General features: G+C 71.1%; 15 protein-coding genes. 6 read left to right on the forward strand and 9 right to left on the reverse strand.

Features of this window, described 5'->3' with window-relative positions; all coding sequences use genetic code 11:
- Position 1 precedes the first annotated feature (1 nt).
- Genes APR04_RS05125 through APR04_RS05140 form a run of 4 tightly spaced genes read right to left on the reverse strand, consistent with a single transcriptional unit; the run spans position 2 to position 4,354 of the window.
- The gene (locus tag APR04_RS05125) at positions 2 to 1,189 is read right to left on the reverse strand and encodes a sugar ABC transporter permease (RefSeq protein WP_253868321.1); all 1,188 of its coding nucleotides are present in this window, start codon (positions 1,187 to 1,189) and stop codon (positions 2 to 4) included.
- The gene (locus APR04_RS05130) at positions 1,186 to 1,944 is read right to left on the reverse strand and encodes an ATP-binding cassette domain-containing protein (RefSeq protein WP_253868322.1); all 759 of its coding nucleotides are present in this window, start codon (positions 1,942 to 1,944) and stop codon (positions 1,186 to 1,188) included. Before APR04_RS05130 ends, APR04_RS05125 begins: the two co-directional genes overlap by 4 nt.
- The gene (locus APR04_RS05135; protein WP_253868323.1) at positions 1,941 to 3,173 is read right to left on the reverse strand and encodes a substrate-binding domain-containing protein; all 1,233 of its coding nucleotides are present in this window, start codon (positions 3,171 to 3,173) and stop codon (positions 1,941 to 1,943) included. The genes APR04_RS05130 and APR04_RS05135 overlap by 4 nt, the downstream gene beginning before the upstream one ends.
- Positions 3,170 to 4,354 carry an ROK family transcriptional regulator gene (locus APR04_RS05140; protein ID WP_253868324.1) on the reverse strand — a complete coding sequence of 395 codons (1,185 nt, stop codon included), beginning with the start codon at positions 4,352 to 4,354 and terminating at the stop codon, positions 3,170 to 3,172. Before APR04_RS05140 ends, APR04_RS05135 begins: the two co-directional genes overlap by 4 nt.
- Before the next feature lie 273 nt (positions 4,355 to 4,627).
- Here APR04_RS05140 and APR04_RS05145 point away from each other — a divergent pair, with 273 nt between their 5' ends.
- From APR04_RS05145 to APR04_RS05160, 4 genes are all read left to right on the forward strand, one after another.
- On the forward strand, positions 4,628 to 5,911 hold the full coding sequence (locus tag APR04_RS05145) for an ABC transporter substrate-binding protein (protein WP_345375583.1): 1,284 nt from the start codon (positions 4,628 to 4,630) through the stop codon (positions 5,909 to 5,911).
- 104 nt (positions 5,912 to 6,015) lie between these two features.
- Entirely contained in the window at positions 6,016 to 6,918 is a 903-nt protein-coding gene (locus APR04_RS05150; RefSeq protein ID WP_253868326.1) for a carbohydrate ABC transporter permease, read from the forward strand.
- Positions 6,915 to 7,805 carry a carbohydrate ABC transporter permease gene (locus tag APR04_RS05155; protein WP_253868327.1) on the forward strand — a complete coding sequence of 297 codons (891 nt, stop codon included), beginning with the start codon at positions 6,915 to 6,917 and terminating at the stop codon, positions 7,803 to 7,805. Before APR04_RS05150 ends, APR04_RS05155 begins: the two co-directional genes overlap by 4 nt.
- Before the next feature lie 190 nt (positions 7,806 to 7,995).
- On the forward strand, positions 7,996 to 9,225 hold the full coding sequence (locus tag APR04_RS05160) for an amidohydrolase (RefSeq protein WP_253868503.1): 1,230 nt from the start codon (positions 7,996 to 7,998) through the stop codon (positions 9,223 to 9,225).
- A 12-nt stretch (positions 9,226 to 9,237) separates the two neighbouring features.
- On the opposite strand, the gene APR04_RS05165 is transcribed toward APR04_RS05160, so the two are convergent.
- Both APR04_RS05165 and APR04_RS05170 read right to left on the reverse strand, forming a co-directional pair.
- Positions 9,238 to 10,284: a proline racemase family protein gene (locus APR04_RS05165; RefSeq protein ID WP_253868328.1), complete on the reverse strand. Its 1,047-nt coding sequence runs from the start codon at positions 10,282 to 10,284 to the stop codon at positions 9,238 to 9,240.
- Positions 10,271 to 11,383, reverse strand: a complete 1,113-nt coding sequence (locus tag APR04_RS05170; protein WP_253868329.1) for an alcohol dehydrogenase family protein — start codon at positions 11,381 to 11,383, stop codon at positions 10,271 to 10,273. Before APR04_RS05170 ends, APR04_RS05165 begins: the two co-directional genes overlap by 14 nt.
- Positions 11,384 to 11,491: 108 nt before the next feature.
- Here APR04_RS05170 and kilB point away from each other — a divergent pair, with 108 nt between their 5' ends.
- Positions 11,492 to 11,965, forward strand: a complete 474-nt coding sequence (gene kilB, locus APR04_RS05175) for a plasmid transfer protein KilB (protein WP_253868330.1) — start codon at positions 11,492 to 11,494, stop codon at positions 11,963 to 11,965.
- Positions 11,966 to 12,043: 78 nt separating this feature from the next.
- On the opposite strand, the gene APR04_RS05180 is transcribed toward kilB, so the two are convergent.
- Positions 12,044 to 12,412 (reverse strand): hypothetical protein, encoded by a 369-nt coding sequence (locus APR04_RS05180; RefSeq protein ID WP_253868331.1) that lies wholly within the window; start codon positions 12,410 to 12,412, stop codon positions 12,044 to 12,046.
- Positions 12,412 to 18,660, reverse strand: coding sequence for a polymorphic toxin-type HINT domain-containing protein (locus APR04_RS05185; RefSeq protein ID WP_253868332.1), 6,249 nt, complete (start codon positions 18,658 to 18,660; stop codon positions 12,412 to 12,414). The genes APR04_RS05180 and APR04_RS05185 overlap by 1 nt, the downstream gene beginning before the upstream one ends.
- Before the next feature lie 264 nt (positions 18,661 to 18,924).
- Between APR04_RS05185 and APR04_RS05190 the strand changes: the two genes are divergently transcribed.
- Positions 18,925 to 19,791 carry an SDR family NAD(P)-dependent oxidoreductase gene (locus tag APR04_RS05190; RefSeq protein ID WP_253868333.1) on the forward strand — a complete coding sequence of 289 codons (867 nt, stop codon included), beginning with the start codon at positions 18,925 to 18,927 and terminating at the stop codon, positions 19,789 to 19,791.
- Positions 19,792 to 19,819: 28 nt separating this feature from the next.
- Here the strand turns inward: APR04_RS05190 and APR04_RS05195 are convergent.
- On the reverse strand, positions 19,820 to 20,267 hold a 448-nt coding region (locus tag APR04_RS05195), incomplete at its 5' end, for an ACT domain-containing protein (protein WP_308292322.1).

The raw sequence follows: 20,267 nt of genomic DNA on the forward strand, positions 1-20,267 counted from the left end.
GTCAGGCCTCCCGGCGCTTGCGCATCAGCATGTCGATGACGATGGCCAGCAGCAGCACGGCCCCTGTCACCATGTAGCGCGCCGCCTGGTCCACGTTCATCAGCGTGAGCCCGTTGGCGATGGACTGGATCACGAGCACCCCGAGCACCGCCGACCACGCGCTGCCCCGCCCCCCGAACAGGCTGGTGCCGCCGATCACCGCGGCGGCGATCGCCACGAGGTAGGTGTCGGCTCCGCCGGTCCCCTGGTTGGCGGCGCCCAGCCGGCCGGCCGCGAGCACGCCGCCGAGCGCGGCGAGGGTCGAGCAGGCGACGAAGCACAGGACCACCGTGCGGCGCACCGGCACGCCGGCGAGCATCGCCGCCCGTCGGTCACCGCCGACCGCACGTACCGACCGGCCCCACCGCGTGCGGCGCAGCAGCACGTCCGTGACCACGACGAGCAGCGCGAACAGCACCACGGAATAGCCGATGCCGCGCGCGGAGCCCAGGTACAGGTAGGCGACGACCAGCGACAGCACGGCGGCCAGGACGAACGTGCGCACGGCGACCTGCGGCACGCTCGCGCAGGCGAGGTCGGCGCGCCGCCGCCGGGCCCTGGCCGCGAGCTGGCCGGCGGCGGAGGCGACCACGACGGCGACCACCAGGGCCCAGGCGACGCCGGCGGGCAGGAAGCCCTGCTGCACCGACCGGACGAACCACGACTCGAACGGCAGGTTGATCGAGCCGAGCGGGCCGAGCACGCGCAGCTGCACCCCGGCCAGGAACAGCAGCCCCGCGAGGGTGAACACGAAGCTGGGCAGCCCGAGCCGCGTCGAGAGCGCCCCGTAGCCCAGCCCCACCACCACCCCGCAGGCCAGTGCGACACCGATCGCGAGCGCCACCGGCCAGCCGAGCGTCACCGAGCCGACGGCGACCACGGCCGCGGCCAGACCGCTCAGCGACCCGACGGACAGGTCGATCTCTCCCACGAGGAGCACGAGCACGACGCCGAGCGCGATGACGCCGACGGGGGCGCTCTGCAGCGTGAGGTTGACGAGGTTCTCGGGGGCGAGGAACGCGGGGTTGATCGCGCCGAGGACCAGCCAGATGCCCACGAGAGCCGCGACGATCGGTAGCAGGCCGGTGCCGATGCGCACCCGCTGCCAGACGGCGCCGGGCAGGCCGGTGCCGCCCGGTTGCGCGCTCATCGCTGCCCCCGCCGGTGCGGCGCGCCGGGCCGCACGGCGCCCGTCATCGCGGCGAGGAGGTCCTCGTACGACGCGTCGCCGTCGAACACGTCGTGCACGCGGCCGAGGCGTAGGACGAGGATGCGGTCGGCGACGGCCTGCAGGTCGCCCGCCTGGTGGCTGACCAGGACGACGGCGTGCCCGCGCTCGCGCAGCCGGACGATCAGGTTCAGCACCTCGGCGGTCTGGCGTACGCCGAGGGAGGCCGTCGGCTCGTCGAGGACGACGACGCGCGGCGAGCCGAGCAGCGCCCGCGCCACCGCGACGACCTGGCGCTGGCCGCCGGACAGCGTGCGGACGGGCTCGCGCACCTCTGGCACGCTGGCGGCGAGCTGGTCGAGCAGGCGCCAGGCCTCGCGCTCCATGGCCACCTCGTCGAGGAGGGGCCCGCGCACGGTCTCGTGCCCGAGGAACACGTTCTCGACCACGTCGAGGTCGTCCACGAGCGCCAGCTCCTGGAACACGGCGGCGATGCCGAGGGACCGTGCCACGGCGGGCGAGTCCAGCAGCACGGGTCGCCCGTCGAGCAGCACCTGGCCCGCGTCGGGCCGGTGGGCGCCCGCGAGCACGCCGGCCAGCGTCGACTTGCCTGCGCCGTTGTCGCCGACGACGGCCAGCACCTCGTGCTCGTGGACGTCGGCGTCGACGTCCACGAGGGCGCGCACGCCGCCGAACCGCTTGGAGACGCCGCGCAGGGACAGCACCGGGCCGCTCATCGGGCGGCCTCCCTTGCGGGTACGGGTACGGGTGCTGGTGCTGGTGCGGCATCGGCGTCCGCGTCGGCGTCCGGCCCGATCAGGCCCGCGCGCTCGCACGCGGCCACGTACGCGGGCACGCAGATCTCGTCGGTGGAGTAGACGCGCCCGTCGACGATCACGTGCTCGACGTCGGCGGCGCCCACCGCGCGGGGCGCCAGGAGCTGGGTGGGCACGCCGTCGATGACGGCCGTCGCTCGGGGGTCCTCGCCGCGCAGCAGGCGCACCGCGAGCTCGGCCGCCGTCTGGGCCTGCTGGTCGGTCGCCTTGTAGACGGTCATGTACTGGTCGCCCGCAAGGATCCGCTGCACCGCGGCGAGCTCGCCGTCCTGGCCGGTGGTGACGGGCACGGGGTCGAGGCCTGCCGCCTTCGCCGCGGCGATCGCGCCGCCCGCTATGCCGTCGTTGGCGGCGAGGATGCCGTCGACCTGGCCCGGGTACCTGGTGAGCATGGCCTCGGTCCACTCCGTGGCCTTGTCGGGGCTCCAGTCGGGCGTGTAGTACTCGGCGAGCACGTCGATGTCCTCTCCCTCGAGGGCGCGGCGGGTGCCTGCCGCGATCGCGAGCGCGTTGGGCTCGGTCGCGGACCCGTGCACCAGCAGCACCCCCGGTCGGCCGTCGTCGGTCCGGTCGTCGGTCCTGCCCCGTGCTGTGTCCCGTGTCGTGCCCTGTGTCGTGCCCTGTGTCGTGTCAGCTGCTCTGTCGGCGATCCCGCCGACCAGGGCCGAACCCAGCAGGAAGCCGATGAACTCGTAGTCGTACGACACGTAGTAGTCCGCGCCGTCCAGGAACCGATCGTAGGCGATGACCTGCGCACCCAGCCGCTCGGCCTGCGTGACGATCCCGGCGGCGGCCACGGTGTCCACCGCGCCGAGCACCAGGACGTCGGCGCCCTGGGCGAGCATCGACTCGGCCTGCTGCAGCTGGGCGGCGGCGTCCTGCCCGGCGTTGGCGTACAGCACCGTGCAGCCCGGGCAGCGGCGGTCGGTGACGGAGACGAAGGTCGGGTGGTCGGAGGCCTCGTAGCGGGCGGTCTGCGACTCGGGCAGCAGCAGCCCGATGGTCCCCTCGTGCGCTGCGCCCGCGCCGGCTCCGTCGTCGGCCCCGCCGGAGGCACATCCGACCACCCCGACCAGGAAGACCGCCCCGACCACCCACCCGAGCCTCCTCCGGAGGCGGGGCCGGGTCATGACGTCACTCCGAGCGAGCCGAACATCCGTGCCTGGTCCAGGGCGGCAGCCAGGGCGCCGCGGACGCCGGCGTCGGCGCCGAGCGTCGAGGGGACGACCTCGACCGGGCCGCGGGAGGTCGCCACGACGCGCTGGCCGAGCGAGGTGCGCAGCGGTTCGAGCAGCAGCTCCCCTGCCTCGGCGAGCTTGCCGCCGATGACCACGACGTCGGGGTCCACGAGGTTGCACAGGTTGGCCAGGGCGACGCCGAGGTGGCGTCCGGCGTCGAACACGACCCGGCGGCAGCCGGCGTCGCCCTCGCGCGCCCGGGTCACGAGGTCCGCGAGCGTGAGGTGGCCCGCCTCGGGCGGGAGCATCGACAGGAGGCTGGAGGCCCCGACGAGCATCTCGAGGCAGCCGCGGTTGCCGCAGCGGCAGACGGGGCCGTGCTCGTCGACGGACACGTGCCCGATCTCGCCGGCCACCCCGGACCTGCCGTGCACGGCCCGGCCGCCGAGCACGAGCCCGCCGCCGACGCCGTGGGAGACCCGGACGTAGGCGACCGAGTCGTGTCCGGCGCCGGCGCCGAACCGCGCCTCGGCGATCGCGGCGAGCGTCGAGTCGTTGTCGGCGGTCACGGGGACGTCGAGCTCGGCGCCAAGGATCTCGTCGACGTGCACGCCGTCCCAGCCGCGCATCATCCCGACGGTGACCACCTGGCCGGTGCGGATGTCGACCGGCGCGGGCACCCCGACGCCGACGGCGAGCAGCTCGGACGGGTCGGCGTCCACGGCCTCCATCATCTCTCTGACCAGCATCGCCGTGCGCTGCAGGCCGGCGTCGGCGCGGTGGTCCGGGGCGAGCGGCATGCGCTGCTCGGCCAGGATCCGCATCGACGCGTCCGCGAGCGCGACGCTGAGCGAGCGCATGCCGAACCGGATGCCCGCGACGAGCCCGAGGTTGCGGGCGAGCGTGACCTGGAGCGCCCGGCGGCCGTTGCGGGTGGACTGCGCGGTGTGCAGCACGCCCGCGACCGTCAGCTCCTTGACGATGTTCGAGATGGTGGCTGGGGACAGCCCTGTGACGCCGGCCAGCTCGATCTGCGTGAGCGACCCACGCTGCTGGACGGCGCTCACGATCCGGGCTCGGTTGGCCTCACGCAGTGAGGTCTGCGAACCCGGTGTCACCCGGTCCGCGCGCACAGCGCCCAGGGTAACCGCCTTCCTGTGCCGGATGACGGCATTGGATACACGAACTGAACGTTCAGGTCACGATCGGGCGACGCTTGCGTTCATTTCTTGACACCAAGGACGCCTGGCCGTTCGATAGGACCCGGGTTCACGGGCGTACAGGCGCGCCCGGCCGGTCCAGCGGAACGACGTCGTTTCTGAGTGAAGAGACTTCACCTTCACGGCGCACGACGACGGCGCCCAGGGCCGGTGCTCCAGCGACCGAGGAAGGTTGAGGGACCCCAGATGCGAGTGAACCGGAGGATGACCGCGACGGTGGCGACAGCCGCTGTTCTCGGTCTCACGCTGGCCGCGTGCGGCGGCGACACAGGTGGTGAAGGCGGCGGCGAGGGCGGCGGCAGCCAGGTCGAGGTATTCACCTGGTGGGCGGCCGGCTCGGAGAAGGCCGGGCTCGACGCCCTGGTCGGCGAGTTCGAGAACCAGCACCCGGACATCGAGTTCGTCAACGGCGCCGTCGCCGGTGGCGCGGGCTCCGCGGCGAAGGACCTGCTGCAGACCCGTCTGCAGGCGCAGGACCCGCCGGACACGTTCCAGGCCCACGCCGGCATGGAGCTGCAGGACTACATCGACGCCGCGCAGATCGAGGACGTCTCCGACCTGTACGACGAGTTCGGGCTGACCGACGCGTTCCCGGCCGACCTGGTCGACCGGCTCTCCACGGAGGACGGCGCGATCTACTCGGTCCCGTCGAACGTCCACCGCGCGAACGTCGTCTGGGCCAACCCGACGGTGCTCGAGGAGAACGACATCGACCCCGAGGCGCAGTACGCGGACCTCGACGCCTGGATCGCCGACCTCGAGAAGCTCGAGGCGGCGGGCGTCACGCCGCTGTCGGTCGGCACCACGTGGACGCAGGTGCACCTGCTCGAGACCGTGCTGCTCGCCGGCCTGGGCGCCGAGGCGTACACCGGGCTGTGGGACGGCAGCACCGACTGGGAGGGCGACGAGGTCACGAGCGCGCTCGAGGACTTCGAGACGCTCATGAACTTCACCAACGACGACCGTGACGGTCTCGACTGGCCCGAGGCCACACAGATGGTCATCGACGGCAACGCCGCCTTCAATGTCATGGGCGACTGGGCCGTCGCGGCGTTCGAGGAGCAGGACAAGGAGCTCGGCACGGACTTCACGGCGACCCCGGTGCCCGGCACCGACGGGACGTTCGACTTCCTGGCCGACTCGTTCACCCTGCCGGTCGGCGCGCCCGACGCCGAGGGCGCCAAGGCCTGGCTGGAGACGGTCGGCTCGCTCGAGGGCCAGGTCGCGTTCAACAAGGCGAAGGGCTCCATCCCCGCCCGCACGGACGCCGACCCGGCCGAGTTCTCCGAGTACCAGCAAGGCGCCATCGAGTCGTTCGCGAACGACACGATCGTGTCCTCGCTGGCCCACGGTGCGGCGACCCCGGTCGCCACGCTCAACGCGTTCTCCGACGCCACGAGCAAGTTCACGACCGGCGCGTCCGACCTCGCCGGATACCAGTCCGAGCTGGCCGCCGCCGCCGCGGGCTGACGCCAGAGGCTGACAGCTCGCGCGTCACGCACACCGCCGTACGTCGCGCGCCGTCGGGTCCCCACCCGGCGGCGCGCGGCTGCGCCCACGACCGAGGTATCCCCATGCTGAAGAAACTGCGGCGGCTCGGGCCGCCGCTGCTCATGCTCACCCCGTCCCTGATCCTCGTCGGCGTCTTCGTCTACGGGCTGATCGCCGCCAACTTCTCCACGTCCTTCACGGACAACCACACGGCCGCCCAGGCCACCGGGCAGGAGCCCGCCGCCTTCGTGTGGTTCACCAACTACTTCGACCTGCTCGCCAGCGAGGACTTCCAGCACTCGCTGATGAACCTGGTCCTGTACACGCTCGTGTTCCTCGCCGGGACCATGGTCATGGGCTTCCTGTGGGCCTGGATGCTCGACAAGCCGGTCAAGGGCGAGGGCCTCTTCCGCTCGGTCTACCTCTTCCCGATGGCGGTGTCGTTCATCGCCTCGGGTGTGGTGTGGCGCTGGCTGCTCAACTCCAACCAGGACGAGCAGGCCTCCGGCCTGAACCGGCTGTTCCAGATGGTCGGGCTCGACTTCCTGCAGAACAACTGGTGGAACAACGTCACCTTCGGCATCATCGCGATCGCCGTCCCGGCGATCTGGCAGCTGTCCGGCTACGTGATGGCGCTGTTCCTCGCCGGGTTCCGCGGTATCCCCGACGAGCTGCGCGAGGCCGCCCGGGTCGACGGCGCCAGCGAGTGGAAGCTGTACCGGTACGTCCTGTTCCCGCAGCTCTCGCCGGTCGCGCTGTCCGCGCTGATCATCATCGGCCACATGTCGCTCAAGGCGTTCGACCTCATCATGTCGATCTCGAAGCCGGCCAACTACCAGACCAAGGTCCCGGCCGTCGACATGTACGTGTTCAAGTCGAGCTTCGACTACGCGAACGCCGCCGCCGTCGGCTCGATCCTGCTGATCATCGTCGCGCTCGTCATCGTGCCGTACCTGATCCGCACGAACCGCGAGGAGAAGCGATGACCGCCGCAACCAACCAGCTCGCAGCGCCCCGCACGACGGTGAGCCGGCCCAGGCCCACCAGCAAGAGCCGGTACACCCTGGGCCGGACGCTCAAGTACGCGGCACTCATCTTCTTCCTCGTCGTCGTCCTCATCCCGGTCTACGTGCTGCTGGTGACCAGCTTCAAGGGCACCGGCGACGCCGACCCGAGCCGCGCGTGGGCCCTGCCCCAGATCTGGACCCTCGACAACTGGGCCACGGCGTGGACCGCGCTGGCCCCCTCGATCCTCCGCTCGGTGGCGGTCGTGGTCCCCAGCGCGATCATCGCGGCGTTCCTCGGCTCCCTGAACGGGTTCGTGCTGGCCCGGTGGAGCTTCCGCGGCGCGAACATCGTGTTCACGGTGATCCTGTTCGGGATGTTCATCCCGTACCAGGCGGTGATGATCCCGCTGAACCAGCTGGTCCTCGACCTGGGCATCCCGACAGGCGTACCGACGCTGATCCTGCTGCACGTCGTCTACGGCATCCCGATCACCACGCTGATCTTCCGCAACTACTACGCCACCGTGCCGCACGAGCTGATCGAGGCCGGCCGCGTCGACGGCGCGGGCATGCTGCGCACCTACTGGTCGATCGTGCTGCCGCTCTCGATCCCTGGCTTCGTCGTGGTGCTCATCTGGCAGTTCACCTCGGCCTGGAACGACTTCCTGTTCGCGGTGTTCTTCTCGTCGTCCCAGAACGGCCCCGTCACGGTGGCCCTGAACAACCTCGCCAACGGTGCCCTGCTGCAGAACTACGGCGTCTCGATGGCCGGCGCGCTGTTCGCGTCCCTTCCGACGCTGCTGGTCTACATCGTGCTCGGCAAGTACTTCGTCGGCGGCCTCATGTCGGGCTCGGTCAAGGGCTGACCCGGGCAGCCTCGGGTGGTCGGTAGAACGTCAGGAGGTCGGTAGCTCGGGCTACCGACCTCCTGACGTCGTGCCGACCACATGGGGATCTTCGGCGCGGTCCCGGGCAGACCGCGCTCGCCGGTGGGATCGTTGGCGCATGACGCCTCCCCCTGCGGTGCCCGGAACGGTCCTCGCGCCGCTGGCCGCGATGCGGCAGAGCCTTCGCGAGACCTACGTCGACCTCCACAGCAACCCCGAGCTGTCCTACCAGGAGCACCGGACGGCGGCCCTGGTCGCCGTGCGGCTCGCGGCCCTCGGCTACGTGGTGCACACGGGCATCGGCGGGACCGGTGTCGCGGGGGTGCTCGTCAACGGAGACGGCCCGTGCGTCCTGCTCCGTGCCGACATGGACGCGCTCCCGGTCACCGAGGACACCGGCCTGCCGTACGCCAGCACGGTGCGCGCCACCACGGCGGACGGCGTCGAGTCGGGGATCATGCACGCGTGCGGGCACGACGTGCACGTGACCGCGCTCCTCGGCGCGGCCGACGTGCTGGCCACGGGCCGGTCCGCGTGGTCGGGCACGCTCGTCGTCGTCTTCCAGCCCGCCGAGGAGCTGGGCACGGGCGCTCACGCCATGGTCGACGACGGCCTGTACGACCTCGTGCCCCGCCCGGACATCGTGCTGGGGCAGCACGTGGCGCCCGTCGCGGCGGGCCTGCTCGGGGTGCACGGCGGCCCGGCGTTCGCGGGCACCGACCAGCTCGGCGTCCGGCTCGTCGGCCGCGGCGGTCACGGGTCGCGGCCCGAGACCACCGTCGACCCGGTGGTGCTGGCCGCCTCAACGGTGCTGCGACTGCAGACCATCGTCTCGCGGGAGGTGGCGGCCGGCGACGCAGCGGTCGTCACGGTGGGCATGCTCCAGGCGGGCACCAAGGAGAACATCATCCCCGACGAGGCGTACCTCGGGCTGAACATCCGCACCTTCGACGAGGCGGTGCGGACGCGGGTCCTGGCAGCGGTCGAGCGGATCGTGCAGGGCGAGGCCGCCGCAGCGGGCACCCCGCACCCACCGCAGATCACACCCGGCGAGTCGTTCCCGCCGCTGATCAACGACCCGGCCGAGACCGAGCGCACCAGGGGCGCCCTGGCCGCGCACTTCGGCGCCGAGCAGGTCATCGACCCCGGCCCGGTGTCGGGCAGCGAGGACGTCGGCGTGCTCGCCACCGCCGTCGGCGTGCCGATCGTGTACTGGCTGCTGGGCGGCTGGGACCCCGCCGCCTTCGAGGCGGCGGCCCGGGCGGGCACCCTGGACGAGGACATCCCGTCCAACCACTCGCCCCGGTTCGCGCCGGTCCCCCACCCCACCCTGGAGACCGGCGTCGAGGCCCTCGTCGTCGCCGTCCTGGACCGCTTCGCGGCACCGTCTGACGGCTGACGGCTGACCGCCCTACGCCGCCGGCCGGGGCAGGAGCACGTGCGCCAGGTCCGTGGGGTCCACCAGCGGGTCGTCCAGGTCGACGGTGATGCGCGAGTGCGCGATCAGCCGGGCCCGGCCCGTGATCGTCGAGTGCAGCGCCGCGTAGTCGCCCACCCGCGCCTCGTTCAGCACGGTGCCGACGAACCGGCTCCCGCGCGGCGAGATCGTCTCGAGCGACTCACCCTCGCGGATCTCGCCCCGGCGGGCCATCAGCGCCAGCCGCGCCGAGGTACCCGTCCCGGTCGGGCTGCGGCAGAGCACACCCGGGTGGACATAGGTGGCCGACGGCGACTCCAGATGCCCGGTCGCCACCGTCCGCACCGGACCCATGAAGTGAGCGAACGGCAGCGGGCCGACGTCGCCCAGCTCCGGGTGCACCTGCCGCAGGTCGGGCCGGGCGGCGCGGACGAAGGCGTCGCCGAAGGCGGTCAGCGCGATCTGCTCCTCCGCGCTGATGCTGAAGCCGTGCCGGGAGGCGTCGATCATGGCGTAGTACGCGCCGCTCCACACCAGGTCGAAGTCCACCCGGCCGTAGTGGGGCACCTCCACGCTCAGCCCCTCGTCCGCCACGTACGCCGGCTCGCCCTGGGTGGTGATGGAGTCGACCCGGCCGGCGTTGACCCGCGCGGTGATCAGCGCCAGGCCGGCCGGCGACTCGAGCACCACGTTCTGCAGACCCTCCTCCATGGGGATCGCCCCGCTCTGCAGGAGGGCCGTGGCGGTACAGATGGTGTTGGAGCCCGAGTACAGCGGGTAGCCCATCGCCTCCATGATGATGTAGCCAGCCTGCGCCCCGGGGCGGCTCGGCTCGACGATCAGGTCGATGGACATCGCCGGGTCGCCGTACGGCTCCGACAGCAGCAGCCGCCGCAGGCCGTCGCCCTCGTTCTGCAGGTAGCGCGCCTTCTCCAGCACGCTGGCCCCCGGCAACGGCTCGACGCCGGAGATGACGATGCGGCTGACGTCCCCGCCGGACTGGGTGTCGATCAGCTCCAGCGTGCACTCACGATGCGGCATGCGGCGCTCCTACGTCGTCCCAGTGGCGGTCGGGGACGACCACCAGCTTGCCGATGTAGGACTTGGCCATGAACGCGGTCTGCGCCTCGTGGAAGTCCGACAGCCGGAAGGTCCGGTCGAGCAGCGGCCGGATCGCGCCGTCCTCGATATAGCGCACCAGCCGCCGGAACGCGGTGCGCGTCCCCTGGGACGAGCCGTGCAGCTCGAGCTGCTTGAGGTACATGGTGCGCAGGTCGAGGTCGACCACCGGCCCGCCGATGGCGCCGGCCGTGGTGTAGCGGCCCTCGGGCCGGAGGATACGGAGCAGGTCGTTGAACATCGAGCCGGCCACCAGGTCGGCCACCACGTCGACCGGGCCGTCGACCACCCGTTCGACCTCGGCCACCAGGTCGGGCGCGTCGCGCAGGACGACGTCCTGGGCGCCGATCCGGCGCAGCGCGTCCTCCTTGCCCGCGCTGGTGACGGCGTACGGCACCGCACCACGCACCCGCGCCAGCTGGATGATCGCCGACCCGACGCCGCCGGAGGCACCGGTCACCAGGACCCGCTCGTCCTGGCCGAGCCGGGCGCGGTCGAGCATCTGCTCTGCGGTCAGGTAGGCACAGCAGAACGTCGCCAGCTCGGCGTCGGAGATCCCCGACGTGATCTCGTAGGCGTTCTCCGACGGCACCACGACGTACTCCGCGTAGCCACCGTCGCGTCCGTGGCCGATGTAGTCGATGTCCGCGAGGCTGTCGTCGCCCTCGGGACGGTTGTAGATGCTGAAGTCCACCATCACGCGCTGCCCGATCCGCCCGGTCGGCACGCCCTCGCCCACGTTGACGATGCGGCCCACCGTGTCGGTGCCCTGGATCCGGGGGAACGTCAGCGTGGACCGGCCGCGCCGCCAGGTGGACACCTCTGCGGCGTCGGTCTCGCTGCCGTAGGCACCCTCGCGCACCCACACGTCGGTGTTGTTCATGCCGCAGGCGTACACGTCGATCAGCACCTCGCCGGCGTCCGGCGCGGGCGTCGGCACGTCGTCCCGGTAGACCAGCTGGTCGAGGTCACCGTGGCCGACGAGCTGCACCGCCTTCATCACCTCAGGGATCGCTGCCATCTTTCGAGTCTAGGGGCGCAGGTTCCGAGGTCGCATGCGCGGAGCTGGCCGCGCCGCACCGCTCGCCGGGCCTTCTCAACCGGTGCCCAGCATGGTTGGCTTCCGCTCGTGGAGATCATCGTCACCAGCATCGTCGCAGTCGTCGGAACGTTGCTCGGCTCGCTGGCGACGCACTACTTCCAGCGGCGGAACCGGGCCGACGCCGAGCGTTTCGAGCGCAACGAACGCCTGCGCCAGGAGCGGGTCAGCGCCTACACGACGTACGGCGGCGCGCTCGTCAGCCTGCGCCGGGCACAGATCGACCGCTGGTACGCGGTCCACGAGGAGCGCCAGAGCGCTGACCCCGACGCGATCCGCTACGAGACCTACCGGCTGCGGACGAGCGCGCTCGAGGCGATGTTCCGGGTCCAGCTCGTCACCGAGTCCGGGGAGCTGATCGAGCAGGCGCAGCAGGCGATCGACAGCGTCGACCGCCTGAGCCTGCGCACCCCTGCGGAAGAGTTCAAGGACGCCCGCGACGTGTCCAGGCAGGGCATCTTCCGCTTCGTGGAGGCAGCGCGGAAGCACGTCGAGGTGGCGTAGCGGGCGATCCGATCAACTTCCCTCGAGATGACGCACGCTCAGGGTCAGCCCCGCCTGGTCCAGAGTCCCGGATCGTCGTCAGCGACCGGTGCGCACAGCTCGCAGGCCTCGTTCCAGACCCTCAGGTAGTTCCTCGACGATCTCGCTACCGGGCTGACCGGGGTACGGGAGCTGAAGCAGGAACGACGCCCTGATCACGTTGTCGACGTCCGGGTCATCACGTCCGAACCAATCGTCGAGGAAGACGAGCAGGGCCCGCCAGTCGAGTTCGACGGCTGCACCCGTCTTGCTGGCGACGTATGCGGCCAGCACCTCAGGGGCGACCTCGACCGCCAGGAAGACGTAGGCGAATCCGTCGTTCCCGTCGTCGAGATAGCCTTCGAGCTGGTCTCGAAAGTAGGCGAAGTCGTTCGCAAGCTCGCGTGCGAACCGTTCACTGGCTTCCATCAGCACCCCACTCCATAATCTCCCCAGCCGCCCTTGTACCTACCCGCGTGCGCATCATCGATCGCCTGGATCATCCCCTGTGCGGTCCGACGGTCTTCCGGACTGAGCACGATCGTCTGCTTCTTGCCGCCCTTCGGCTTGTGTGTCGCTGTGCCTGCCAGCAGGTTGGTGAGCCTGGCCCGGTACGGGGTGGTGCTGGCCACGTGATCCGTGTCGCCGACCAGTTCTCCGGTAAGGACCTGGTGGTTGGCTGCGGCCAGAGCCGTCCCGTCGCCGATGGGGTTCACGCCGCCGACACCGTGAGACATCGCGTTGACGAGATTCTGCAGGAACGGGTTCTCGAGATCGTTGTGGACCAGCAGCGCCGCATCGTCCGCGCCGGCAGCCACATAGTAGGTGTGGTCCTGGTCGACCGTGAGGTTGTGCACCGTCGCGCGCTCGCGCTCGACGTCGACGTGCACCACCTGGACCCAGGTGCCGGCGCTGGTCTTGAGCCACTGGCCGGACCGAAGATCGATCGCCTCGACCCATGTCTCCTGCTCAGGACTCCAGAACGGGTGCCCGTCGGTGGCGACGATCTTCTGCTCGTCACCGTCGGCATCACGGACCGTGAGCGTCACCAGGGTCTTCTCACCGCTGCCGGTGATGTGCGCGGTGACCAGGCGACCACCTGCCCTGTCGCCGGTCGTCTCACCGGCAGCCAAGACCTCGTCTCCCGGCCCGACGTCCTCGATCGGCTTTCGAGTGCCGTCCGCGAGGAGCACCAGGGTGCCAGGCACGAAGCTGTTGACCGGACAGCTCGGTGCGGGTTCGTCAACCCTTCCCGCATCCCCCTGGCCCGTCGTATCGGCCTTCTTCTTGGCGGCGTCGGCGCGCGCCTTCGCCTTCGCCTCCGCCGCCAGCTGCTTGATCTTGGCGTCCGCAGCGGCCTTCGCCTTTGCCGCCTTCGCGGCGGCCTCTCGCGCTGCCTTCGCAGCCGCCGCCTTTGCCGCCTCCGCCGCCTGTTTCGCCTTCTTGGCGCCGGACAGGATCTGCTCGGCCCATCTGAGCTCGCTGGAGAAAGTCATCACGGCCTTGCCGGCCTTGTAGATGGCCTCGCCGATCTTCGCCGCCTTGAAGATCTTGCCCCACGGCAGCGCGCCGACGACGAGCATCACGCAGGCGCCGAGGTCGCCGTCGAGGCAGTTCATGAGGTCGTTGATCCCCAGGAACTCCATGAGGACCTGCCCACCGGCCTCCAGGATCACGTCGAGCATCGACTTCCCCTGGAGCGCCTGTGCCTCAGCGATCTCCTCAGCGCTCGGCCCCTCCACCTCCGCGCCGGGGTCGTTGGGGTTGGAGGTGGTACTACCGCCCGTAGGCCCCTCCAGCTCCCGTTCGCCCGTCGGGTCCGTGTAGACCATCGGGTTGCCGCCCGCGAACGCGTACGGCGACGAGCCGATCGGCTGGGCGCCGGCCGGGTCCTTGGTCGAGAACCGCCCCGTGCCCGGGTCGTAGTTCCGGGCCCGCATGGCGTAGTTGCCCTCGCCGGTGGTCGAGTCCTGGTAGGCACCCTGGAACTGCATCGGGTTTCGGATCTCAGCGGTCGGTTCGGCCTCCTCGGACGCCGCCTCGTCTGCGCCACCACTGTCCGGCCCACCACCGTCCGGCCCACCGCCGCCCGCCTCCTTCGCGACGGCCCCGGCGAGCGTCTCCCCCTGCCGCGGGTTGCCGAACGGGTCGTAGTCGTAGCCCTGCTCGACCTGCCCGTCCGCCGACAGCATGTTCGCCACGCCACCCAGCCAGTCGTGGGTGTACGAGTGCGCCCCGCCCTGCGTCTCCAGCAGCGCCAGCGGCTCGTCGGTCGGCCCGTAGGCGAACGCCTGCCGGCTGAGCACCGCCCCGCTCGCACCGGTCATCGTGTCGACGGCGATGTTCTCCAGCGACCCGTTCGTGTCCCAGGCCCAGTGCCGCGTCTTGGCACCCGCCCCGATCCCCGAGACGGCGTCGAGGCGCATACGTGTCGCGTCGTACGTGTACCGGGTGGAGACCCCGCCGACGTTCGCCTCGGCCAGCGTGCTGTCGAGGTTGTACTCGAGCCGGTCGTCGCCCGCACGCGTCTGGTTGCCCAGCACGTCGTACGCGTAGTCCTTGCGGTCGACCCCCTCCTTGCCGACCACGAGCTCCCGGACCAGCTGGCTCGCGTCGTCGTACGAGTAGCGCGTCACGTCGTGGCCCGCCGAGCCGGACCGCTTCTGCTCGGTCCGGTTGCCGAGCAGGTCGTACTCGTACGAGATCCGCCCCGCGTCCTTGCTGTGGCGGTCGCACTCCTGCGCCGCATAGCAGGCGGTGGTCACCCGGTTCGCGTCGTCGTACGCGTAGGCGACGGCCTCCGTTACGCCGCCGCGCGTCGTCCTGACCTGGGTCGGGTTGCCCACCGGGTCGAGCGTGAGGTCGAACGCGGACACCGGATCCTGCACGCCCTCGACGGGATCGCCCGTACGCTCGGTGCCGATCGAGGTGAGCCGGCCCGCTTCGTCGTACTCCCGCTGCTCGATGAGGCCCGTCGATGCCGGCAGGGTGGTCGCCGTCCGGCGCCCGGCGACGTCGTACGCGTACTCCCACTTCGCCGTGCTGCCGCCCGTGGAGCCGCCGGACGCCGTCGTGGAGGCGAGCCGCGAGTCGTCGTCGTACGTCGAGGCGATCTGGGTGCCGTCGGGATACGTCCGCTCGGTGATGTTCCCGCGCTGGTCGTACCCGTAGGTGAAGGTCTCGGTCGGCTGGTTCGGCTCCTCACGGACCACCTTGGTGATCTGGTCCTCGTCGTCGTACGTCACCGTACGCACGCCCAGCGGGTCGCCGTACGAGGTCGTCCGGTCCTTCGCGTCGTAGCCGTAGGTGTACTCCGGCCCCGCGGAGCCGACCTGCTGGCTGGTCAGGCGGCTGCGCAGGTCGTACTCGGAGGTGATGGTGCGCTCGGTGCGCTCGGCGTCGGACAGCTCGTCCAGGTCCTCGTGCCGGTCGGTGGTGATGCTCCGGAGGGCGTTCGACTCGGCGTCGTACCCTATGTGCGCGGTGCGGCCCAGCGGGTCGGTGGTGGTCGCGGGCCGGCCGGCGTCGTCGTACGTGATGCGCGAGCGTCCACCCTGCGGGTCGCGCACGCCGACCACCCGGCCGTCGTCGTCGTAGCTGAGCACCGTCGCGAAGGCCTTGCTGAAGATCGGTAGCGTCGGCGCGTCCGGCTGCCGCACGTGGCTGATCTGGTCGTCTTCGCGGTAGGCGTAGTGGGTGGTCCCGCCGCGCGCGTCGGTCAGCTCGGTGGGCCGGCTGTTCGCGTCGTACGTCATCGACGTCGTGTTGCCGAGCGGGTCGATCTCCTTGGTCCGGTTGCCCACGAGGTCGTACTCGAACCGCGTGGTAAACCGGTCCTTCTCCGCGCCTTCTACGTTTCCGCGCGGCTCCGTCACCGCGGCGAGCAGCCCGTCGTCGGTGTACGCGTAGGTGGTGATCCCGCCGGTCGGCGAGGTCTCCTTGATCTTGTTGCCCGCCGCGTCGTACTCGGTGCGGGTCGTCTTGTTCCCCGAGTCCGTCCGCTCGGTCTGCCGGCCGTTCTTGTCGTACCCCATCCTGGTGGTACGGCCCTTGGTGTCCGTGACCGAGTCGACCTGGCCGGTGTTGCTCCGCTCGAAGCTGGACGTCTTGTTCAGCTCGTTGATCGACGCCGTCGTGCGGTCCAGCGCGTCGACCTTGATGTCCCGGTCCGTGTGCCCGCCGCCCGGGTACGGCATCCGCATCCGGACCGGGTTGTCGTTCGCGTCGTAGAAGTACTCGGTGGTGAAGTCCGCCCTGTTCGCGCCCGGCACGTTGCCTCGCGGCGACGTCACCGTCTTGACCAGGCCCTTCGCGTCGTACGTGTACGACGTCGTCAGGTCGTCACCCTTCATCTTCACGCTCTCGGACTCGCGCCGTCCGGCGTCCGTGTAGGCGAAGGTCATCACCCGGCCGCCACCCTCGACCCGCGACTGCAGGCCGTTGTCGAGGTACCTCGTCCTGGTGACGGCGCCCTCGGGCGAGATCTGGTGGGTGAGCCGGCCGACGTCGTCGTAGACCGTGCGCCAGTCATGGTGCTTGCCGGGCTCCTCGAGCCGGACCACACGGTCCTGCTCGTCGTAGTGCGTCTCGGCCGTGTAGTGCCGCCGCTGGCGCGGGTCAGCAGTACCCCGTGGGTCCGTTGCCGCGACCTGTCGGCCGGTCCTGTCGTAGAAGTACTCGCTGCGGCGCCCCTCCGGCGAGACGACGGCGGACTGCAGCCCGGCGTTCTCCTCGCCGTCCGGCAGGTACTCGTACCGCGTGACCTTGTCCCGCTGGTCGGTCGTGGAGGTGAGCAGGCCACGGTCGTCGTAGGCGTGCGTGATGTCGTTGCCCTCGGCATCGACGCTGCGGACCAGCTCGTCGAACTCGTTGTACGTGTTCTTCCAGACGTTCCCGTTGGCGTCCGTGTACTCGATCGGGTTGTTCCGGGCGTCGTACTTCGTCTTCTCGTCGAAGCCCTGCGGGGCGACGGCCTGCGTCGGGTTGCCCCGGTCGTCGAACCGCACCACGTGCTGGTACTGGTTGCCGTTGACCACGAGGTTGCGGTCGAGGCGCCGGTTGTAGCGGTGGTTGTCGGCGTCGCCCGTGCTGCGCTGGCTGTAGATCAGCACGTTGCCGTGGTAGCCGTCGTAGATCGAGATGTCGTCCGCGTCGGTGCTGCGCGCCTCCTGCTTCTCGGCGTCCCACGCGAATGACATCTGAGCGCCGACGCCGTCCCGCTGCGCGACCACGCGCCCTCCGGTGCCGTACTCGTTGTGCACGATGACCACCTCGTGCGGGTCGACCACCTGCGCGAGCCTGCCCTCGGCCTCGTACCGGTACTGCCACTCGTTCCCTCGGGCGTCCTCGACCTCGGTGAGCAGGCCGTCGGTGTACTCGAAGCGCACCTGGCGACGGTCCGGGAGGGAGAGCTTCTCGATCAGCCCGTCCACGAGGTGCGCGACGGCGGTGCGCCCGGAGGCGTCGGTGATCGTGATCTCGTCGCGGTCCTCGTCCTTGCCCTTGTCGTCGACCTCGACGTAGGCCAGGCGGACACCGTCGTCCCGTGGGCTGAGCACGGCGCTGAGCCGGCCCGCCGCCCCGAACTCGTACGTCACCTGCTGCGGCGTGACCAGCTCCCAGCCGTCGCCGTCCCGCTTCAGGTCGGATCGCACGCCCGGCGGGCGCGTGTAGCCGTCGCCGTCCGGGGTGTAGAGCGCCTCGGCGCCGTCCTCGGCGCGCACGATGACGCCGTCGTCCGTCTCCGTGACGCGCATGTCGTAGGACCACGCCCAGCCGACGCCGAACGGGCCCTGGCGGTTGTTCGCCGAGGAGTACGTGCGTGCGCTGGCGAACGGGATGCCGAACGACGCCATCTGCAGGTCCCGCTCGACGCGGACGAACGCGCCGGTACCCGTGTTGACGCCCACGCCACGCTGCGCCTGCCCGACGGAGGTCGGCGCCAGCGCGTTCTCGCACCCGCAGCCGGCGGCCTGGTCGTCCGGGATGCTCGGCGGCAGGATCGTCGCGCGCGGCCGGGCCTCGCCCGACGCCTCCGAGACCACCTCGTCGCCGCCCGGCAGCACTGCCGCGACCGTCACGAAGTAGTTCTTGTCCTCCTCGAGCTCCCAGCCGTCCTCTGTTCCGAAGCTGCGGCAGAAGTCGGCGCTGCCGCAGAACCGCGGCCCTTCCAGCTCCGCGCGGGTGAGCCGCACCGACTCCTGCTCGGTCTGGTCGCCCTCCTCGTACAGCCGCACGACGGCGTCCGTCCAGCCCGGGTCGACGTCACCGTCGTCGAAGTAGAGGACCACGGACGTGTCGCCGAGCAGGAAGCCCGGACGCAGGTCCAGCCCGTCGAAGCCCCCTGCGGCAGCGAGCTGCCGGACCGGAGAGGTGAGCGTGCGCCACTCCCCCGCGGCGACCGCGACCGGCTCCCCGCCGGACGCCACCGCCTCCGGGACCACCGGCGGGCGCTCGTCCTCCGGCAAGGCCGTGGACCGCCGCACCCCCTCCGGCATCGGCCGGTCGGCCGGCCCCTGGCCTGCCGTGGCCTGCGGCACGTCCGGAGCGGCCTCGGCCGACTCCTGCGGTGCGACGGCGATCAGCAGCGACGCCGCGAAGCCGACCGCGACCGCCGAGGCGAGCCAGCGCCGTTCCAGCCGAGTGATCACAAGGTGGTGCGCACGTGCTTCGGACATCGCCAACCCCCGCGTTGGTGTGTTACCTGAGCAGTTACCCGAGATCGAGTGTGAGCAGCCTGAATGGATCAGACAAGTGGTTTTGTCCCCATTTCTGATACCTGTGCATGCAGTTACCAGCAAACACCCAGGTCAGAGGTGCCGCGGTACGGCTGAAAACTCGCTGAAGCTCGGTGGCAGCGGCCAGCGCGCCCCGGCCTCGGCTCAGCTGCGCGGGCCGGCGGCGGCTCGTCAGCCGGGCGAACTCGGCGCATGCTGTGCCACATGGACAGCGCATCCTCCTCCGGCAGCCCCCGGGAGCCCAGCACCATCGTCATCACCGGCGCGAGCGACGGGATCGGCGCGGCCGCGGCCCGTCGGCTCAGCGCGGACGGTCACCGCGTCGCCGTCGTCGGACGCAGCCCGGAGAAGACCGCGAAGGTCGCCCGCGAGCTCGGCGTGGACCACTTCGTCGCGGACTTCACCCGGCTGGCGGACGCACGGCGCCTGGCCGCCGAGCTCGACGACGCCTACCCTCGCATCGACGTCCTGGCCAACAACGCGGGCGGCATCCTCGGCGACCGCACCAAGACCGTCGACGGCCACGAGCGAACGTTCCAGGTCAACCACCTCGCGCCGTTCCTGCTGACCAACCTGCTGCTGGACAAGCTCCTGACGAACCACGCGGCGGTGATCCAGACCTCCAGCGCCGGCGCGCGGCTCTTCGGCCACCTCGACGTGGACGACCTCGACCACGACGACGACTTCACGCCCCACCGCGCCTACGGCACGGCCAAGCTGGAGAACATCCTGTTCACGACCGAGCTGCACCGGCGCTTCCACGATCAGGGCCTGGCGTCGGTGGCCTTTCACCCGGGCGTGGTCGCGACGAGCTTCGGCACCGAGAGCACGAGCTTCCTCCGGCCGCTGTACCAGAGCCGGATCGGCAAGCTGTTCCTGACCACACCCGAGCAGGGCGCCGCCCAGCTGGTCCGGTTCGCACAGCGAGAACCCGGGGTCGACTGGCAGTCCGGCGCGTACTACGAGAACCACCGCGTCGCCCGGCGGGTCAACCCGCAGGCGCGCGACGCCGACCTGGCCCGCAGGCTGTGGGACCGCTCGGCGGAGCTCGTCGGCGTCACGGCGCGCTGATCCGGCGGCCGGCCGCCGGACTGCCGCGTCAGCCGCGTCTGCGGCTCCCCCAGCGCGCGAGGACCTCCCGGCAGGCCGGCACGTCGTCGTCGGCGACCAGCAGCACCAGGTTGCCGACGTGGTCGCTGTACTGGACCAGCACGTTCACCCCGGCGTCGCCCAGCCGCCGCGCGAGGCTGCCGAGCTGCCCGGGCGTCTCCTGGTCCAGGCTCGCTAGCTCGACGTCGCGCACCACGGACGGCCCCAGCCCGGCCGCGGTGACCGCTCGGAGCGCGCGGGCGCCGTCGTGCACGAGGTAGTGCGCGACGGCCTGGCCGGCGTGGGTGAACACGCCGCCGCCCTCCAGGCTCACACCGGCCTCACCCAGCGCCTGGCCCAGGTCGGCGAGCGCTCCGGGGCGGTCGGGCAGGTGGACCTCGAGGTCCTGCATCGGGTGGTCCGTGGTCTGCCGGGTCATGGTCTGCCGGGTCATGGTC

It is taken from the genome of Promicromonospora umidemergens (assembly GCF_024171995.1).
Lineage (GTDB): Bacteria > Actinomycetota > Actinomycetes > Actinomycetales > Cellulomonadaceae > Promicromonospora > Promicromonospora umidemergens.

Coding starts and splice junctions, on each gene's coding strand:
- APR04_RS05170 (WP_253868329.1), bottom strand. CDS start 11,383: ATGGCAGCGATCCCTGAGGTGATGAAGGCGGTGCAGCTCGTCGGCCAC.
- APR04_RS05145 (WP_345375583.1), top strand. CDS start 4,628: ATGCGAGTGAACCGGAGGATGACCGCGACGGTGGCGACAGCCGCTGTT.
- APR04_RS05160 (WP_253868503.1), top strand. CDS start 7,996: ATGCGGCAGAGCCTTCGCGAGACCTACGTCGACCTCCACAGCAACCCC.
- APR04_RS05165 (WP_253868328.1), bottom strand. CDS start 10,284: ATGCCGCATCGTGAGTGCACGCTGGAGCTGATCGACACCCAGTCCGGC.
- APR04_RS05130 (WP_253868322.1), bottom strand. CDS start 1,944: ATGAGCGGCCCGGTGCTGTCCCTGCGCGGCGTCTCCAAGCGGTTCGGC.
- APR04_RS05155 (WP_253868327.1), top strand. CDS start 6,915: ATGACCGCCGCAACCAACCAGCTCGCAGCGCCCCGCACGACGGTGAGC.
- APR04_RS05185 (WP_253868332.1), bottom strand. CDS start 18,660: ATGTCCGAAGCACGTGCGCACCACCTTGTGATCACTCGGCTGGAACGG.
- APR04_RS05150 (WP_253868326.1), top strand. CDS start 6,016: ATGCTGAAGAAACTGCGGCGGCTCGGGCCGCCGCTGCTCATGCTCACC.
- APR04_RS05190 (WP_253868333.1), top strand. CDS start 18,925: ATGGACAGCGCATCCTCCTCCGGCAGCCCCCGGGAGCCCAGCACCATC.
- APR04_RS05180 (WP_253868331.1), bottom strand. CDS start 12,412: ATGGAAGCCAGTGAACGGTTCGCACGCGAGCTTGCGAACGACTTCGCC.
- APR04_RS05125 (WP_253868321.1), bottom strand. CDS start 1,189: ATGAGCGCGCAACCGGGCGGCACCGGCCTGCCCGGCGCCGTCTGGCAG.
- APR04_RS05135 (WP_253868323.1), bottom strand. CDS start 3,173: ATGACCCGGCCCCGCCTCCGGAGGAGGCTCGGGTGGGTGGTCGGGGCG.